Raw genomic sequence first — 16,492 nt, forward strand, 5'->3', positions numbered from 1 at the left:
TTTTTTGGGATTTTTTCTAGTCTTTTAAGGTTTTAAATAGTTATTCAGATTCCTTAATGGCACGAAGCTTGCAAGCTAACTCTGCACTTGCCAATGAATACTTTATACCAGTGTTGTATGTATTTGATGGGCAAATTCCTTGAGCAAACCACTCAAGTTTCACTTCGCCATTCCAAGGATCACCTATTCTTGTTGTCTTACTTGCTCCATTGACATAAGGTTTACATCCTTTATCGCGCCAACCACCACCTTCTAACCAGTTGTCTTGATTTTCACCTAAGTCAATTAAATATCCATCATTCTTTTTGACAGTCGAAATGATTTCTTTGTCCTTTCCAAGAAGTGTATTAATACAGCCAGCGAGAGACTTTTGTTTGCACTCAGAAAGCGCCGTATCAGGAGTAATGCCTAAAGCAGTATATTTTTTGATGCAGACGAATAGCGTCGCCTCATCAGCTCGTGCGATTGGGAACAGAGTGGCAGTGAGTGAAAAGACAGAGGCAGCAAGAAGAAATGTCTTTTTCATAAAAGAAACCAAACTTATCCACACCACTATAACTAGCCTAGGATAATAAACAATGACAATCAAATATTGAAAAAATACTATTGATAAGGATTATGGAAATTTATCCAAGACTTTTTTAATCATTTAGCAACAGCTGCATCCACTTTTTCTTGCAAAGACGTAGTCATTTGCTGATTACCTAAACCCGTAATAGACTAGAAAGGCAAGTCATTAGTATATGAGAATTCTTCTTGCACCACTTCTTCTTGCCGTTTCACTGCCAGCGTTTGCTGAAGTAGATAGTAAGATTCACAAGCTATGCATCGAAGCAAAGGATTACTCAGGTTGTATAAGAGAAAACAACGAGAAAAGTACTGAGTCAAGTCAGGAAAACAGCAAAGATCCCTGCAGTAAGAAAGGAAACGGAAAGAAATTACGTAAAAATATATTTGGGACTTTCTGCATGGATGACAATGAATATACAGAATTCATATGCACTAATATGCCAAGCCGCGAGGAATGCAAAAAAAATGATGATGTTGAAGTTGCGGAAGGGTATACCTACAGAAAGAGCACAATCAAACAGCTCAAGATTAGAGAAAATTACGGAAGGTACTTAACTTTTTGGGGCAGAAGTATTAATGATTACTCAGGCACTCCTGGCTATTACAATTCTGGCTCTCCTGGGAGTATTAATTGTAGTACAAACTCATTCGGTTCTACTGCCACAACCTCTTGCAATCGCACTGGATATATTGCTCCAAGCTACTCACCAGGAACACAAGGTGGCACTCAGAAGCGTTGGTTTGAGTACCAATTAGATTGTCGTGATCGCACCTATAACCGGAAAGGTGACATTAGTGCTGGTGCCTTTAAAAAAGGCTGGCAGGATGTCTACTACGACAAGACTGCTCGTGCTGTAGCAAATAAATATTGCCCTAGAATTGAAAAATTACCATATCAAAACTAGTTTCTAATAAAGATTTGGAAAATTAATTCGATGTTGATCTAACCCATAAGCAACAACAGCATCCATTTCCTCTTGTGTTGGGTTATCTCCTAATGCAGCACGTCGAATCTTGTATTCACGATTTCTATCTACTTCATTAGATGATTGTGAATGTGTAATTGGAATGGCTCGTGCTTGCTGTGTAATCACCTCTGAAGCCATTGGAGGAAGTATGGGAGCATCTGGTGCTTCGTCTTCTCTAAGAGGTTCTCTAGCGTCTTCTAGACGTTGCTGACGCATTGCTGCGTTGCGTGCATCATTAGCTGGTACCTCTTCATTGTTTTGAATCTGTAGTGCTTTAAGACGACGAGATGACTCAAGCAATCCCCATCATTGGAGCCAACCACTCAGCATGAAGTGCTGCAAGCACTGCCATGTCAAAGGTGTGCACAGCAGGGTTGGTCTTATCTGCCAACCAAAGCAGTCCAAAGGGAGCATTGATTGCCAGCTGCAACCTCCACCGCCATGTGATTACCTTCCAAGCGTTCTGAAGAAAGGGGTTCTTGATCACGGTTGAGCTGGACCAAAGTTCTGCGGACCCTATCCAGTTATGCGTCCATATCGTTGAGCACTCCATCTCTCTCCTCTGTCACGTCTGTGTTGATAGATCAGGCAGCAGGTCGATCCCTCGCCTCCGCACCGCCAAGGATGCAGGTGCCTCTAAGGACACTCGAATAAAGAGCCGCCATCGCTCAGCGGACTCATCATCCGGCGAACTCAGCGCTCAACCGGAGAGCAGCACCCAGAACCCATGCACTGAGGAGCACGACGAGCAAAACGTAGACAGACCGTATAGACAGCGGATGCTCTGCAGGGTCTACCCCTGATAAGGGATCCAAAGGTCCTTGTCGAGCTGACCCAGGCATAGTGTCACACTCCCACTGAGTTTTCGGAACCCCTGCCTCAATTGAAAGAGGTAGTTAAGAAAAGTCTTTTGGAAACAAATTCCTGGACTCATCTATTTTCACTTTAAGCAGAGATTCAAGACTTACCCCCTCTTTAAAACGTAGGTGAGCACTGCCTGCTTTGAAGTAGATCTCAATGGCTTCGTTGAAATTAGTTATAGGTTTGATCATTGTTGTTTTATTGAATAAAAGATTTCAAATTCGAAATTTAAACACCCGCTAATTATTCGATTACCCATTCGCTGATCATCGCCTGAGCGTCTCTGGGGTGTGACTTGAGGATGCTGTCGATACGTAGTCGTGCACTAACTGCAATCTGACCACGACACCAGAACCTGATGTGTGGTCGTACATAATTACTGCGTGGTTCTTGATTCATAAATCAATGGAAAGGAATGACTTCAATGGTTTTATTTTTGGCAACGAACTCTTCAAGCAAAGGGATACCCGCCTTGATTTCGTCGATGAGGTCAGCTTGTGCAGCAGGTGTGAATCCGTCGAGGCGGTGTTCTATTTCACCTGACACAAACAGTTGGAAGAATTGCTTGATCAGTCTTTGGCCGGACTCTTGCTTTTCAATGACGGATTCGTCTACGGCATCGTCCATGACAGCCAATGACTCATGCGCGGCTAGTGCATACGTTGGACGTATCTCGTGAAAGTTGGTAGCACTTCGTTTACGTCCCCTCCTTTCATGTTCATCCTTCGGACTTGACTGACACAACGTCTCTAACTCAGCTTGTGAATAAACCTTGTTGTCGTCGAGAAATTCTCTTCGTACTAGATCTATAGCTCCATCACTCATGCGAGACAGCTCGTAGAGCTTGGAGACATTCTTGAAGTATTCGTCAAGGAAACTGTTTTGTCTTTTGATTAACTCCGTTTCTGTAAAATACTCAAATTCGTCATAACGCCTACCATGCAATCTTGCATAAAACTCTCCAGCCTTCATCAACTTACTAACCTTTGATGGCTTGAATCCAATCTCTTGAAGCTGTTCACGAATATGTTTTTTCAGCTTAGACCTTTCGTAGCGTTCATCCATTGGGACGCTGAACAAGGCGATCACAAGTTGTAGTCCTGCAGAGGCAGATTCTTTTTCAAGGTTGTTTGTTGTGACGTATAGCTTTCGAAGTTGAGTTTCAACTCTTTCACCTGCTAGTTCAGCAATTTCTTTGGCAATTAGAACGTATCGGTGATCGATGCTTCCATCGTCATTCTTGGGCGTAATTAGCTGTCTAAGGCTCATGTCTGATCCTCCAGGGCTCGTTCGACAGCATCAGCCATATCAAATGCAAACTCCTTCCAGTCTGTTTGGGCAACCTCAAGAATTAGTGAGGCAGGATTATCTCTAGTGATGTCGTAATACTGCTTTGGGATTTCGATTGTTAATTTCATGTAGATGGTATTTATTGGTTTTTTTCCGCACGGAAAAAGCTTCCACCACTAGCTGGTGACTTGTCCTGGCTAATGGTGATACAGAGATGTTTGGGATGTAGAAAGGCTTGTATGCCGAAGGCTCCGCCACTATTGACAGAACCTTTTGAGATGTTTGGGAGAGGTTTCAGTGCCGCTGTCGAGACGTCACGTCAGGCATACGTATTGGGACCAACCACAACAGCCACTACCGTTTGTGTTCCTAGGCGCGTATTAACGCAATCTTGTAACTACTGCTTTTAGCCATTCATCCAAGACTGTTTTTTTATCCTGGCATCCAGCCAGCATTAGGGAGTCTTTCTCCCTTCACAATAGTAGGTGTAAAAAGGGTAAATGTGTTGCAAGGCAGTTGTTCTGAGCGAAACCAATTGCTAACTTAGTCCACCATCTCTTGATTTCATCTGCTCTAAACGCTTCAGAATCTCGGTGTCTTGCTCAATGAAACTTGGATTTGACTGATACCTGCTTAAGGCAACGCCGATGGCCTCGTGCCAAAGCCCCTCGAATAGCTTTTCGAAGAGATTGCTCGATGCCATCTCTTTCCATTCTGATCGTGCGCGTTTCAAATAAGTTTGAAAAAGTTTGGCATCAGCCACAGTGAGAAACTTTATGTATTCTGGCGTATATAGAGCGATATGCTTGGTTGGATCATTCCCTAGAGACTCAATGGCAGATCTGACCTCTTGGAATTCATCAAGTTGAATCCAATCAGCCAATTCATTGATTTGTCGCTCATTGAGCATTTCGTAGTAAATTTTTTCGATTGCAGTTTCCAGAATGAATCGTCCAAGAGACGTAGCATTTGAAGTCGCGCTTGTATCGCACTGGGTTTCTAAAAAGGATAAATTTTGATTGTGATAAAAAGATAGTAATTCGGATATTTTTTTTGAGTGGTCAAGGCTCAGCTTGATATTGACTTGAAGTCTGTCGCGTGCTCGTTTGAATCCCTTGCAATTAGGGCAGATCTCAAGCTCAGCCGGGTCTGTTTTTTGCAATATTTTTAAGGCTGACGTCGAGCTAATAGCAAAAGTGCCGTGCTCAGGGCAATGGAATGTTATTGATTTGGCGTGATGGTGATGGACATTCTGCCTGTCTATATCTTTGTATCTATAAACAGTAAGTGATTCAATATGATTAATAGCTTCTTCGACTTGCCTTAGATAATCTTCGCTAGTTCTATATAAATCTGAGAGTCCTGATTTCTCAACTAGTTTGACGACTTCAATGTGTCCTTTCTCTTTCGCCTTTTGAAGTATTGAATAGGCATCTTCTTTATTGTTGTCCTTTATTGCACGGTGAGTGGCATCGAGCAGCTGCTCTTTCTCTTTCCATCGGCTCGACTCAACAAAGTCATATTCATCTATTAATCCTACGACCTCGAAATTATTTTGCTGTCTTGCTAATAGCCATAGATCTTTAATTGCAGGGCGATCGCCTTTCTCAATTGCCCTCTTGGCCGATTCCATCAATTTATCTGATGGCATGCGGGGTACCTAAGTCAGAACAACTGAAGCTTACCATCGGGCCACTAGTGGGTCAACAATGCTCTGGCCGGCAAACCTTTGATGCTCAAATATCACTGTGACCTCCCTGAGCATGCATTCACGAGTCCCTATACCTATTGTCTTTCTGGATAGCCGTAATAACAAGCCAGGACTGGATTCTTGGACAACGTCGAGCCTTTCTTGCGTCGCGTGCGCGGATCCGAGCGCAGGGAATTGCTTGACATTGGGCCACTAGTGGGTCAATACTTATTGAGTCTAATTCATTCCCATGGCAAAAACGCATCACTACGGATCACGCATCAGCAAGAGAGGAATACGGGAAGCCACCGTTGAACTGGCTATTCGTCATGGCATTCGCCACGGCGAGAAATTCGTCCTTGGTAAGAAGCAGATCAAAAACCTCATGGGAGAGTTCGACCAGATCCGCAAAAACCTATGTACTGCCTTGGATAAAGGCGGTGTTGTAGTCGTCGCCAGTGATGGCGTACTGATTACTGCATATGACTTCGACAGCCGTAAAGGAAATTACTGATGTCGAATCAAATGAATTTTTCAAAATCAGAGCAACCAGAAATTCCCTTGATTTCCAGGGAAGGTCTTCGGGAAACAACCGTCGAACTGACGGTCAGGTTCTGGCACGTGAATCCTCATGAGCAACAACCTGTCTCGAGTTTGGCGAACGAACTCAGGTTCGACGATGTGCTTCAGCAAATCGAGAATTCAGGGATTTATCAGATTGCTGCGATGGAAAATCGGGTCTTAGCTACTTGGAACGGCGCCAAGATCTCAGATCGACATCCTGGATCTAAGCATCTAGAGGAAAACTGAAATGGCACTTCAACACGGCAACAAGATTTATCTTCAACTCCTTTTAGATCCAGCAAGAGGAGTAATCCTTCAGCAAATAGCTAAGGACAAAGGTATAAAGACAACGGCTCTTGCACGTCAGGCAATTTATGACTGGCTTGAGTTAATGACCGAAGAACATGTCATGAAAGCAGCTGAAGCCTTGGATGAGGCCAGGTGGCAGCAGTCTGTACAGAATCGGATTGAAGGACGAAAACGTAAGCGTCAACAAAGGTTGTTAGCTCAGATCGCCTCGCAGCTATGAAATATACACAGCTTATTGATGAGTTGATTAGTCGATTAAGTGATCTTCTCCATACTCAGGCTCATGAAATTGATGCCATCAAAGAGAAGGTCAATGAACTGGAGTCACGAAGAGGTGACGACTATCTAGAACGCTGCCTTAAGCGTTAACACTCCAAATTTTAAACAGTATCAGTCTCAAACAATGCTCCAAACAAAAAGCACAGCCAAGCCAAGAACCTCCCCCTACATCTGGGTCACTTGGGTTACTAAGTTGATTTCAGGTGAAGAGTCCTGCAAATACAAGCTTTGGTTCAGGGCTAATAATCTTGGCTATTCCAAGGTTCCTAAAACTTTTAACTTAGCGAAATGGTGCGAAGACCATACAGCCTTGATCGAAAAAAGAAAGCAAGAGCTTATATCTCAGGGTTATAAGGTCTTTCTAGAGGATCAAAACTCATTTGCTCTGACCGGCAAGAGTGGCGCGACCCTTTCTGGTAAAGCCGATATTGTTGCAATCAAAGGGAGTGATGCTCTCGTTATTGACTGCAAAACAGGTCAGCAACGCAATTCAGATGTGACACAAGTCAAGCTCTATATGCTTGCACTACCATTAGCAAATGAAAGGCATAGGGGGTTATTCTTTAGGGGTGAAGTTCAGTACAAGGATAAGCTTATTCCTGTACCAAGTGAAGCTATTAATGATATTGACTTAATCAATACATTAAATAGTGTGATGGGTATAACCTCTTTGCCTCCCGGTGATGAAGTTGAAACCCTTACATGCGCAAGCTATGGGGAGTGCCGCTTCTGCGATCTTACTTCTGCCGACTGTAAGTCAAGGGTTGAGTCTGATTCGAACAAAGGGACTACGGACTTATTTTAAATCTGAGACATGAATAAACCCTTTGCCGCATCTATCCAAATGGCCAGAGTTATTGAGGCTATACCAGAGTTAATAGATGACCCTAATGGAACCGGTATGGTCATGAGGGTAAAGCTACGGAGAAATGGCACTATCTATGATTGTCATTGCCACGAATTAGAGTTTCCACTTGGGTTACTGGGAAGCATTTTTCGCCATAAGATGCTTGCCACAATGTTTGTTTTGGTAGATGGCAAGCGTCATGCAAAGATTGTGCCATGGCATTATCAACCAGCAGCAATTCAGTCAACAATAGCTCGGCATCTTATGCGTGAGAGTGCATCTGTTGATCGTCTGAATGCAGAAGCAGTCCGACTTATTTCTGAGAAGTCAGATCCTAGGATTGATTTCTTGGAAAAGATGTACATGCTTGATAGTGCCAATCAAATCGAAGAGAAGGGCGAGAATGATACTGTTTGAATATTCTGTCTCTAGGAAGTTCTGTCCTCCGTTTGATCTAGCGTGAAATGACAGACAATCAAAAATTTATTTGGACTATTGCCTTTAGCTGCCTTTACTTGGTCTTTGGTATGCGATTTTCTCCATGGCTATCAGTTCGCACATACATCTTGCTTAGTGATGTCATGTCATACGATTTATATAGAGCGACACTCTCACCAATACTTGCATTGCTTGTGGCTTTGCCAGGCACCTATCTTATTTTTAAGGTATGGATGGAGAAGTAAAAACTCAAAATATTACGTCAATACCTACAACTAAATAAGGTCTGATACGAACCAATTGATTGCGAACAGCAAAGCCTCAGGACCCAATCTCATGACATCAATCCAAAGTCCAGCCAAAATACAGGCGTCTCGTTTCTTACTCACCTCTAGCGAGATGCAGCCGCCCGTCTTTGAACCAATCACACCTAAACGTGTTAGTGAGCGTTGGTTCCCAAAGGGACGGTCATTTGGTCTCTATGAATCCGGTGGAAGGGTTGCACCCAATGTGACTTCGATCTTGGGATGGAGATTCCCATTTGATAAGTCGAGGTGGAAGAAGTCTGAGCCTGATATTGATCACGATGCTGTTACCAGAGAATCAGCCCAACGAGGCACTGCAGTTCACTTAGCTATGGAGAAGTGGTTACAAAGCCACGACCACACACCTATTGAAAAGCATTTGAAGTGGATTTACCCACTTCAAAGCCTTGTCTCAAGAGCCACCAAAACCTTGGCTGTGGAGATTCCTCTCCACTATTCGATTGCTGGTGTTGGCTCATATGCAGGGAGTTGTGATGGAGTCATGCTTGTCAAAGGCGATGTAGTGCTTATTGACTACAAGACCAAGCGTCCTGGAAAGTATGTCAGCCCCAAATATTGTGAGCAGCAGAGACTTCAACTAGCTGCATATTCCCTTGCAATAAGTGATCTTTATCAAGACCAGCTTCCATCACCAATCACACGGACAAGTCTTTTATTTGCTCATCCTGAAGAGGGTAAACCTGTGACTGTTGTATCGACACAAGGAAATCTTCTTCTTGAGTATCAACAGAAATGGCTCGATCTACTTGGTGAATGGTATGAAGTTCATGGTGAAGAAGTTGCAGATGAGCAAAGTGCTTTCGATTTGGCTAGCTAGGAGGAACTAAAGATGGTAACTTTTGACGATTTTTATAGATCTCTACCAGAGGACAGTAATAAGAGAGGGGAGTATTTCGAGAAGATATTCATTCCTTGGTTCCTAAAGACAGACCCTGTGTGGTCATCCAAGGTCAATCAGGTCTGGCTATGGGACGACTATCCACAACGATGGGGCAAGGATTGTGGAATTGATCTCGTTTATGAGGATACTGAGGGAAAGCACTGGGCAATTCAAAGCAAGTGTGTTGCGCCTGAGCGTGAGATCTCCAAGGCAGAAATCGATAGTTTCCTCAGTGAGTCAAGTGATTCCAGGATTCATGGACGACTGCTGATCGCCTCAACGGATGGCATCGGCAAGAACGCACAACAAGTCCTTGATAGACAGGAAAAGCAAGTTGTCTGTTTCTTGCTTGAGCAGTTCAGGCAATCAGAGGTCGAGTACCCAACGTCCTCAGAAGATCTTTCAGGGGGTCAGAGAAGGAAGAAGCGCACACCACTCCCCCATCAACTGGAAGCAATCAACAACGTCGTAGAGGGTTTCCAGCAGGAAGACAGGGGTCAACTCCTAATGGCGTGTGGCACAGGAAAGACACTGACTTCGCTTTGGATTAAAGAAGCACTGAAGGTCAAGCGGACACTTGTTCTTCTCCCGTCCCTCAGTCTTCTGTCTCAGACCCTTAGGGAGTGGTCAGCAACGAGTCAGGAGAAATTCAACTGGATCTGTGTCTGCTCTGACAAGTCAGTCGCAAAGCAGGACAACACCACTGACAGCATGATTGAGCGTGTCAGTGCACTTGGTGTTCCCGTCACAAGCGACCCAGATGAAATCAAAAGATTCCTTCTGGGCAATGACGGTGGAATTGTGTTCTCGACATATCAATCCTCTCCATTAGTCGAAGAGTCGCAGAGATCACCAGAAGTCCCATCATTTGATATTGCATTTGCAGACGAGGCACATCGTTGTGCAGGAAAAGTTTCAAGTGCTTTTGGCAGCATCCTTGATGACCAGAAGATTAGGTCAAAAAAACGCTTGTTCATGACTGCAACACCAAGAGTGCTGTCAAAGCAAATTAAGAACAAAGCAGATGAAGAGAATATCAATCTTGCCTGTATGGATGACAGTTCACAATTCGGTGAAGTATTCCATCAACTCAATTTCTCAGAGGCAATTGAGAATGATCTGTTAAGCGATTATCAGGTTGTCATCGTAGGCGTTGATGACCCATCTGTTCAGGCCAAAATACTGGACAGAGTGATTGTAGATACAGGTAATGAATGCAATATCGATACAGAAACACTTGCGAATCATATTGCTCTTGCAAAGGCAATTAAAGATTATGACCTGAGTCGAATGATCACCTTTCATAGTCGGGTCAAGTCAGCAAAGAAATTCTCTGAGGACCACCCTTTAATCCTTGATTGGATCCCTGAAGCATCCAAATCATCGAAGTCGGCAATGACTTCATACGTTTCAGGAGAGATGAACGCAAAAAATAGAAATACTGAAATCAATAAGTTGAAAAATGTCAGTGAGCAAGAGTTTGGAATACTTGCCAACGCAAGATGCTTATCTGAAGGAGTTGATGTCCCGACTCTTGATGGAATTGCATTTTTCGATCCCAGGAGCAGTCAGGTCGACATCATTCAGGCAGTTGGTCGTGCAATCCGAAAGAGTGAGAATAAAACCGATGGATACATCATCCTTCCTGTTTATCTTGGTGATACTACCAATGTCGAAGATGAGATCCTGCAAAGCAGGTTTAAAGATATTTGGAGCATTATTCTTGCTCTAAAATCCCAAGATGACTGTATGCGTGACGAGTTGGATCAATTGAGAGTAGAACTCGGCAGAAGGAATGCTCCAACGGAATCAGTCAAAGGATTATCCAAGATTATCTTTGACCTACCTTCTAGTATTTCAACTACTTTTGCGGATTCACTGACGACCATACTTGTAAGAGAAACGACAGAGAACTGGATGGAAAAGTATGGTCAATTTAAGCAATATATTGAGGTGAATGGCAATGCTTTAGTTCCCCAAACTCATCCAGAACTCGGAAGATGGGTGGAGGTGCAACGATTACACAAGAAAAGAGACAAGTTACAAGAAGAACGAATTCAACTTCTTAACATTCTTGGATTCTCATGGGATCCATTCGCAGATTTATGGAAAATAAGATGTCAAGAACTAAAGCAATATACAGAGGACAATGGGAGTATAAGAGTTTCTGAAAATTATCCAGTACTTGGGAGATGGGTTAAAAAGCAGAGATCAAAGAGGAAAAATGGACAGTTGTCGGAAGATCAGATACAAATGCTGAATGATATTGGTTTCATATGGGAACCATTTGCAGAACCTTGGCAAAAAAAATATCAAGAACTTAAGAACTTCATTGAGCATAATGGCAGTAATGAAGTTTCCAATCATTCAGTACTTAGGGTATGGTGTCGTTCGCAGAGATCTGAAAGAAAGGAAGGGAAATTATCAGAAGAACGAATCCAACTTCTTGATAAAATTGGTTTCATCTGGGGTGTAAGAGAAGAAAGATGGCAAGAAAAGTACCAACTTCTCAAAAAATATATTAATCACAATGGTGATGCCAAAGTTCCCGATAAACATCCAACACTTGGAACTTGGGTTAGAACTCAACGAAGAACAAAGAGGGTAGATCAATTATCACAAGAGCGCATCCAACTTCTTGATAAAATTGGATTCATCTGGGACCCACCGCGGGGATGCGGTAAATAACAAAATAACGGAATAAAAGTTCGAAACTGGTTTTCTGAAAAGAAATTAAGTCCATTAAAAGCACCTCGTTTGATCTTCCTTGCCTCGCTTGCATTAAGCAGCATCATTTAATTACTACTCAGGAGCACCTCATGACCAGCGTCAGGAAGATGACGACTATCTGCATCACGCCTGAGCTATCAGCAGCCATTGAAGGACGTCGTAAGCAGTGGGGGCTGAAAAGTAAAGGTGAGGTCATTGACCGCCTCCTCGACTGGATGACGAAGGAACCTGTTGAAGGTAAGGACTGAATCCTTCTTTGCAGCGCTACCGGATCCAGGGACATTGATCTGCATAACGCCAATAGATCGAGGCGTGTCCACTTGCTACTAGCTGTTGCTGGACATTGGATCCATCTACAAAGAGCTCTGCCACGGTTCGTCCATAACGATCAGTGGTAATACGCCGAATGGTGATCTTGCGACCAACTACCAGTTCCCTCAGATAGTCGCGCGCTTCTATTGCCTGGACAGGCTCTGCGCGTTTACCCCGTAACTCAGGGGTATCAATGCAAGCCAACCTGATCTTTTCGCCGGTGCTGCTGGTGCAGGTGTCTCCGTCGTAGCAACTGGTTATCACAACCTGTTCTGAGGTTTGTCCCAGTGCGACCTTCGGGAGCAGAAGCGTCGCAAAGAGGCATAGCCCAAGGTATGCCTTGAGTGAGTGTGACCATCCCCGCTGCCGGTGAACTCTTGAGCGCTTCATTGGCTCATTTGTGTTCCATTGAGTTAAGACCATTTTCCTGACCGCGTCGTTCTAAGGGTTTGACACCTCATCAATACATAAGTGAAGTGCGAGAATAGAGATAACTTGCCGGTGAAGTTGTGGCTACTTTCCTATTCATCATAATGATATTTCTCATAGTGATTCTTGTCATAAGGTCCAAGGATTTATCGGATGATTCGATAAATTATCAAATCACGAATAGAAATAAAGCAGGGTTAAATAAAAAAATTTCTGACGAAGTAAATGATCAAGATCTCGATCAAGAGGAGAAAGTGATACTAGTAACTCAGTCTCGCGAGGTCGTAAAGACGGTCTCGGGGCGAATGTTTTGGGAGGAGGGTTTCGGCACGAATGAATGTCCAGGGATGAGGTCTTCTGTGCCGCGATGGTTTGTTGATATCCGGGACACGAAGAAGTTAAGAATAAATAGCATGACGTCTTCGACTTTTTACTTTAGAAATGATGGTTATATTTTTGTGATTACTGGACAATATGGCGACCCTCCCCGGCCTCTTCAGGAAGCAGCCAAAAATAGTGAGAAGAAGAATGAGTACTTATTTATTGATATGTATATGAAAGGCAAGAAAAGCCGAGGTGAATACACGACGTGGGAATGTAGTGAATACATTCCAGGTGATGATTGTGATGATAAGTCAAATTTTTGGGTTGTAGCGGCCTCTGCAAGAAGGACTGGACGTTTTGCATATGGAGCAACTCGGAAATCTCTAAAGCAATTCATTGAGGGTCCTGACATAGAAGTTCCTTGGATTTATGCCGTGTATTTTGACCAATTTACTGAGGAATATGAGGCAAGATATAGGGCACGAGTAGAGCAAGCGGCTGAGGATAGGCGTCAAAGTAACGAATGGTCTAAAAGAAATACATATAGGATTGAATTTGACATTAATGACTTTGTTTCCTCTGCAAGCGGAAAGAGTGTTGATCACTACGATGTATTAGGTCTTGAAAAAAATGCCGGACCTCGGCAAATAAAACATGCCTATTGGACCTTAGCTAAATCCTGTCATCCTGACTTGAATCCAAATGATGTTAAAGCTGCTGAGAAATTTAAAATGATCTCAGAGTCCTATCAGCAGCTCATTAGAAAATTTAGTGTTTAGCTGATGGTACTTGTTTGTAGTCTGTCGATCGTGGCTATTTGATTTTTCTCTGGCTTCATTGCTACTCGAGCTATGCCATTTGCTATTACAAGCTTTGCAAATTCATGGAGTTCAGGCGAGGAAGCACACGTTGTTCATGACCTAAATGACTTCGAGAGTCTCCTAGGCAAGCAATTTTAAATATGCACGGATGGAAGTATATTTATGGAAAGTTACCTGAGAACCTAATTGTATAAAATACTAAGAATTGCCGTTGAAATCACTATTTATATAAATAAATGGCTAAGAATTATTTTTAATGTAATCCAGCATTTTAATGGTAGCGGAATCATTGGGCTTAATCAAAAGAGCTTTTTCTAAATCTCGCTTGGCAGCGTCAATGCTTTTATAAGTATCATAATAAATTGAAGCTCGATTTAAGAGTGATTGGAAATCATTAGGATCTAACGTTATTGCTGCCGTAAGGTCGACTAACGCTGAAATATGGTCTCTCCTTATGATATTAATAGTCGCCTTTAATCTATAAGCCTTCGAAAAAGATGGATCAAGGCTTATCGCTCTCTCTGCACCAGCCAAGGCAGATCTAAAGGATCTAATCGAATACATTCCAACAGCTCGATAATATTCACTTCGAGCACTTGTTTCGATTAAACTAGCCTTATCAGCCAAGATCATAATCTCTACGGGGTCCGAGTTGCCGCTTCTAAGTAGTGACTCTATTTTGAGTAAATACTTATCGGCACTGCTGATCATCCCGCCAGTATTTCGATTACTAGAAGGTACTTCTTTTATCTCTGAGCTAAAAAAGGAAAGGGGGATCCCTTGATTCGTTCCAGTCTTGACTAAAATATTTTTATTAGAAGTCATTTCTACATCGATCTCTCCAAGGCCATGAATTGCCAATAATTCTCCTTGAGTGCCAAGCACAGGTCCACCACTCATCCCAGGCAAAGTATTATTAGAGTATAGAAAGTTATAGCCATTAGGAAGTTGGATATTTGGGTCATATGCAATAACTCTGCCATCCAAAAATCTAAAAATTCTAGAGTTAACCGAATCTGTTCGCAATGGAAAGCCTCCAACAAATATGCTCGAGCCAATCATATTTTTATCAATACTTGCAATGCGTGCTGTTTTATAGTTATTGGTAGATGTGAATTTAATAGTAGCTAAATCAACATTTTTAACCCTCTTTACAGAGGAGGGAAGATGAAAATACTGATTATCGTTAATGACTAAAGTAATCTCTTCTCCTGGTTGATTGGATTTGAGTACATGCCAAGCAGTAAGCACCGTGTAGGTGTTCCCATCTTTTTTGACAATTACCCCTGACCCCTGCGTAGCGCCTTCTACGCGAACAGTGATTTCCTTCGCGATACGAGCAATATTTGAAGCATCCTGCGCTACTGCTGCATTCGGAGCCAGTACTACTGCTGAGGCTGCAAGGCCAACTGCCAAAGATCTACTAACCAGAAGGTGCTGGAATATTGGTAGGAGATTCGGCGCTGCTCCGTTTATGTCCTTTTTCATCCTCTAAAACAAACGATAGTTTTCATATGATTGTGATTGATTAAATCTGCGCAATAGTGCAATCAGTGCTCTCTTGATCTTGGGTGCATCGCCTGACTGGAGTATCTCCCCTAATTCAACTAACTCCTCTCTGGTGTAATTCTCTTTTGCCCACGCCAATAGAACCTTGAAGGAATCCTCTCCCCCCACAATGGAAAGGATGCTCTCTTCACTCTCTGACGGTTGAGTTGTTGAATCGCCTGCACCAGAGTTGTTAGAAGAACCTTCGTTCTTAGAGCAAGCTCTCAAAAAGATATCCACAACCTGTTCAGGTGATTTCAGCTCCATATCAAATGCTTCTAACTCCATCATCTTGTCCCTTCCTCTGTATTGATCGAGGATTGACGCGTAGTGGGGAGCTCTTGATTTCAAGTTCCTCAGCAAGCGTGGGTGGTATTCCGCTTTCCAGATCAGACCACCGTTACATGCCTGCATGACATGAGCGCTTTCATGTGCGAGGACTTCCCACACTGCACTGACGTCTTCCATATCAATGTTGTTCGTACAGAAGACGAGGCGATCGCCACTGCCGTCTTTACGAGGTGGTTGATAGAACCCCATCGTCTGTCCGTCACAGGTGTCCAGCTTTTGGACCTTGGTACCTGTGCCTTTTACAAGCTCTATCAAGTCTTCGACATCTTTCCAAGAGTCAGCGATTGCAGGCGTCGTCAGAGATAGGAAACCAAGTAGCTGGGTAGGGATAAGCAGGCTTGCAAGTAGCTGACGAGCTCTCATATGAGTATTCAGAACAGGGGTAGTGGTGAAGTGCTGCTTGGTGTGGCGGAAGGCATTGGAGCAACGACAGCACCTGACTTATTCCTAATGATCGAGTCCACACTCACGTACATCCGTGCTGTTGTTTCTTCAAGTGGTGCAGCTCCTGGCTTAGAGCGAATGTCGAACAGCTTTTGCAAGGTAGCCGTGGCGTTCTGACCAGGCTTCAAGGTGTAAAGCAGTCCAGCGCACGCACCACCATCTGATTTGGCGACGCAGATCACCGGCATGCCATTCATACGTCCAGTGGTGATGTAATCGAGATTGCCAGCTGCATGGAAACTTTGGAAACGGCTTGAGACCTCTTGGCATCTACGTTCTGGCGTCCAACCAGCACCAGAGAAGGTTGTGCTCTTCCAGTAGATGATTGGTACTTGCTTATCCGTTTTGGTTTGGACGACGGTGGCTGGCACTCCGTCAGCGTTCATGCAGGAGATTGATGAAGCTAGGGCAGAACTCGCATTTACTCGGAGTCCTGTAGGAACTACACAAGCAACGATGGCTGTAGCAATTACGAATCCTCTTGCCATCAGATTAGATTATTTACCCAATA

Annotated in this window: 19 protein-coding genes; 9 read left to right on the forward strand and 10 right to left on the reverse strand. The window is 43.4% G+C overall.

Going from position 1 to position 16,492, the window contains the following annotated elements:
* Positions 1-40 precede the first annotated feature (40 nt).
* On the reverse strand, positions 41-526 hold the full coding sequence (locus BL107_RS05680) for a hypothetical protein (RefSeq protein WP_198002326.1): 486 nt from the start codon (positions 524-526) through the stop codon (positions 41-43).
* 217 nt (positions 527-743) lie between these two features.
* On the opposite strand from BL107_RS05680, the gene BL107_RS12595 reads away from it, so the two are divergent.
* Positions 744-1,475: a hypothetical protein gene (locus tag BL107_RS12595; RefSeq protein WP_156779395.1), complete on the forward strand. Its 732-nt coding sequence runs from the start codon at positions 744-746 to the stop codon at positions 1,473-1,475.
* A gap of 3 nt (positions 1,476-1,478) precedes the next feature.
* On the opposite strand, the gene BL107_RS12600 is transcribed toward BL107_RS12595, so the two are convergent.
* From BL107_RS12600 to BL107_RS05695, 5 genes are all read right to left on the reverse strand, one after another.
* Positions 1,479-1,838: a hypothetical protein gene (locus tag BL107_RS12600; protein ID WP_156779396.1), complete on the reverse strand. Its 360-nt coding sequence runs from the start codon at positions 1,836-1,838 to the stop codon at positions 1,479-1,481.
* Positions 1,831-2,025: a hypothetical protein gene (locus BL107_RS05685; RefSeq protein WP_009789321.1), complete on the reverse strand. Its 195-nt coding sequence runs from the start codon at positions 2,023-2,025 to the stop codon at positions 1,831-1,833. The genes BL107_RS12600 and BL107_RS05685 overlap by 8 nt, the downstream gene beginning before the upstream one ends.
* A gap of 776 nt (positions 2,026-2,801) precedes the next feature.
* Entirely contained in the window at positions 2,802-3,668 is an 867-nt protein-coding gene (locus tag BL107_RS05690) for a hypothetical protein (protein WP_009789323.1), read from the reverse strand.
* Entirely contained in the window at positions 3,665-3,817 is a 153-nt protein-coding gene (locus BL107_RS13070) for a hypothetical protein (protein ID WP_009789324.1), read from the reverse strand. Before BL107_RS13070 ends, BL107_RS05690 begins: the two co-directional genes overlap by 4 nt.
* Before the next feature lie 410 nt (positions 3,818-4,227).
* On the reverse strand, positions 4,228-5,340 hold the full coding sequence (locus BL107_RS05695; RefSeq protein ID WP_009789325.1) for a hypothetical protein: 1,113 nt from the start codon (positions 5,338-5,340) through the stop codon (positions 4,228-4,230).
* A gap of 289 nt (positions 5,341-5,629) precedes the next feature.
* Between BL107_RS05695 and BL107_RS05700 the strand changes: the two genes are divergently transcribed.
* The 7 genes from BL107_RS05700 (at position 5,630) to BL107_RS12900 (ending at position 12,000) form a co-directional block, all read left to right on the forward strand.
* Entirely contained in the window at positions 5,630-5,893 is a 264-nt protein-coding gene (locus BL107_RS05700; protein WP_009789326.1) for a hypothetical protein, read from the forward strand.
* A 297-nt stretch (positions 5,894-6,190) separates the two neighbouring features.
* Positions 6,191-6,472 (forward strand): hypothetical protein, encoded by a 282-nt coding sequence (locus tag BL107_RS05710; RefSeq protein ID WP_009789328.1) that lies wholly within the window; start codon positions 6,191-6,193, stop codon positions 6,470-6,472.
* A gap of 252 nt (positions 6,473-6,724) precedes the next feature.
* Entirely contained in the window at positions 6,725-7,336 is a 612-nt protein-coding gene (locus tag BL107_RS05715; protein WP_156779398.1) for a PD-(D/E)XK nuclease family protein, read from the forward strand.
* A gap of 9 nt (positions 7,337-7,345) precedes the next feature.
* Positions 7,346-7,795, forward strand: a complete 450-nt coding sequence (locus BL107_RS05720; RefSeq protein ID WP_009789330.1) for a hypothetical protein — start codon at positions 7,346-7,348, stop codon at positions 7,793-7,795.
* A gap of 321 nt (positions 7,796-8,116) precedes the next feature.
* Positions 8,117-8,959 carry a PD-(D/E)XK nuclease family protein gene (locus BL107_RS05725; protein WP_232192776.1) on the forward strand — a complete coding sequence of 281 codons (843 nt, stop codon included), beginning with the start codon at positions 8,117-8,119 and terminating at the stop codon, positions 8,957-8,959.
* A 12-nt stretch (positions 8,960-8,971) separates the two neighbouring features.
* Positions 8,972-11,710, forward strand: a complete 2,739-nt coding sequence (locus BL107_RS05730) for a DEAD/DEAH box helicase (protein ID WP_009789332.1) — start codon at positions 8,972-8,974, stop codon at positions 11,708-11,710.
* 131 nt (positions 11,711-11,841) lie between these two features.
* The gene (locus BL107_RS12900) at positions 11,842-12,000 is read left to right on the forward strand and encodes a hypothetical protein (RefSeq protein ID WP_006169881.1); all 159 of its coding nucleotides are present in this window, start codon (positions 11,842-11,844) and stop codon (positions 11,998-12,000) included.
* Positions 12,001-12,016: 16 nt separating this feature from the next.
* On the opposite strand, the gene BL107_RS05735 is transcribed toward BL107_RS12900, so the two are convergent.
* Complete coding sequence (locus tag BL107_RS05735; protein ID WP_083772468.1) at positions 12,017-12,454, reverse strand: thermonuclease family protein; 438 nt, start codon at positions 12,452-12,454, stop codon at positions 12,017-12,019.
* 452 nt (positions 12,455-12,906) lie between these two features.
* Between BL107_RS05735 and BL107_RS12460 the strand changes: the two genes are divergently transcribed.
* Positions 12,907-13,596: a J domain-containing protein gene (locus BL107_RS12460; RefSeq protein ID WP_198002327.1), complete on the forward strand. Its 690-nt coding sequence runs from the start codon at positions 12,907-12,909 to the stop codon at positions 13,594-13,596.
* A 282-nt stretch (positions 13,597-13,878) separates the two neighbouring features.
* Here the strand turns inward: BL107_RS12460 and BL107_RS05745 are convergent, their stop codons facing one another.
* The 3 genes from BL107_RS05745 to BL107_RS05755 form a co-directional block, all read right to left on the reverse strand.
* Positions 13,879-15,054 (reverse strand): trypsin-like peptidase domain-containing protein, encoded by a 1,176-nt coding sequence (locus BL107_RS05745; RefSeq protein WP_232192778.1) that lies wholly within the window; start codon positions 15,052-15,054, stop codon positions 13,879-13,881.
* Between the two features lie 75 nt (positions 15,055-15,129).
* Entirely contained in the window at positions 15,130-15,900 is a 771-nt protein-coding gene (locus BL107_RS05750) for a hypothetical protein (RefSeq protein ID WP_009789336.1), read from the reverse strand.
* Positions 15,901-15,908: 8 nt separating this feature from the next.
* Positions 15,909-16,367 (reverse strand): COP23 domain-containing protein, encoded by a 459-nt coding sequence (locus BL107_RS05755; protein ID WP_050749832.1) that lies wholly within the window; start codon positions 16,365-16,367, stop codon positions 15,909-15,911.
* Between the last annotated feature and the right edge of the window lie 125 nt (positions 16,368-16,492).

The organism is Synechococcus sp. BL107, assembly GCF_000153805.1.
Taxonomy (GTDB): Bacteria; Cyanobacteriota; Cyanobacteriia; order PCC-6307; family Cyanobiaceae; genus Parasynechococcus.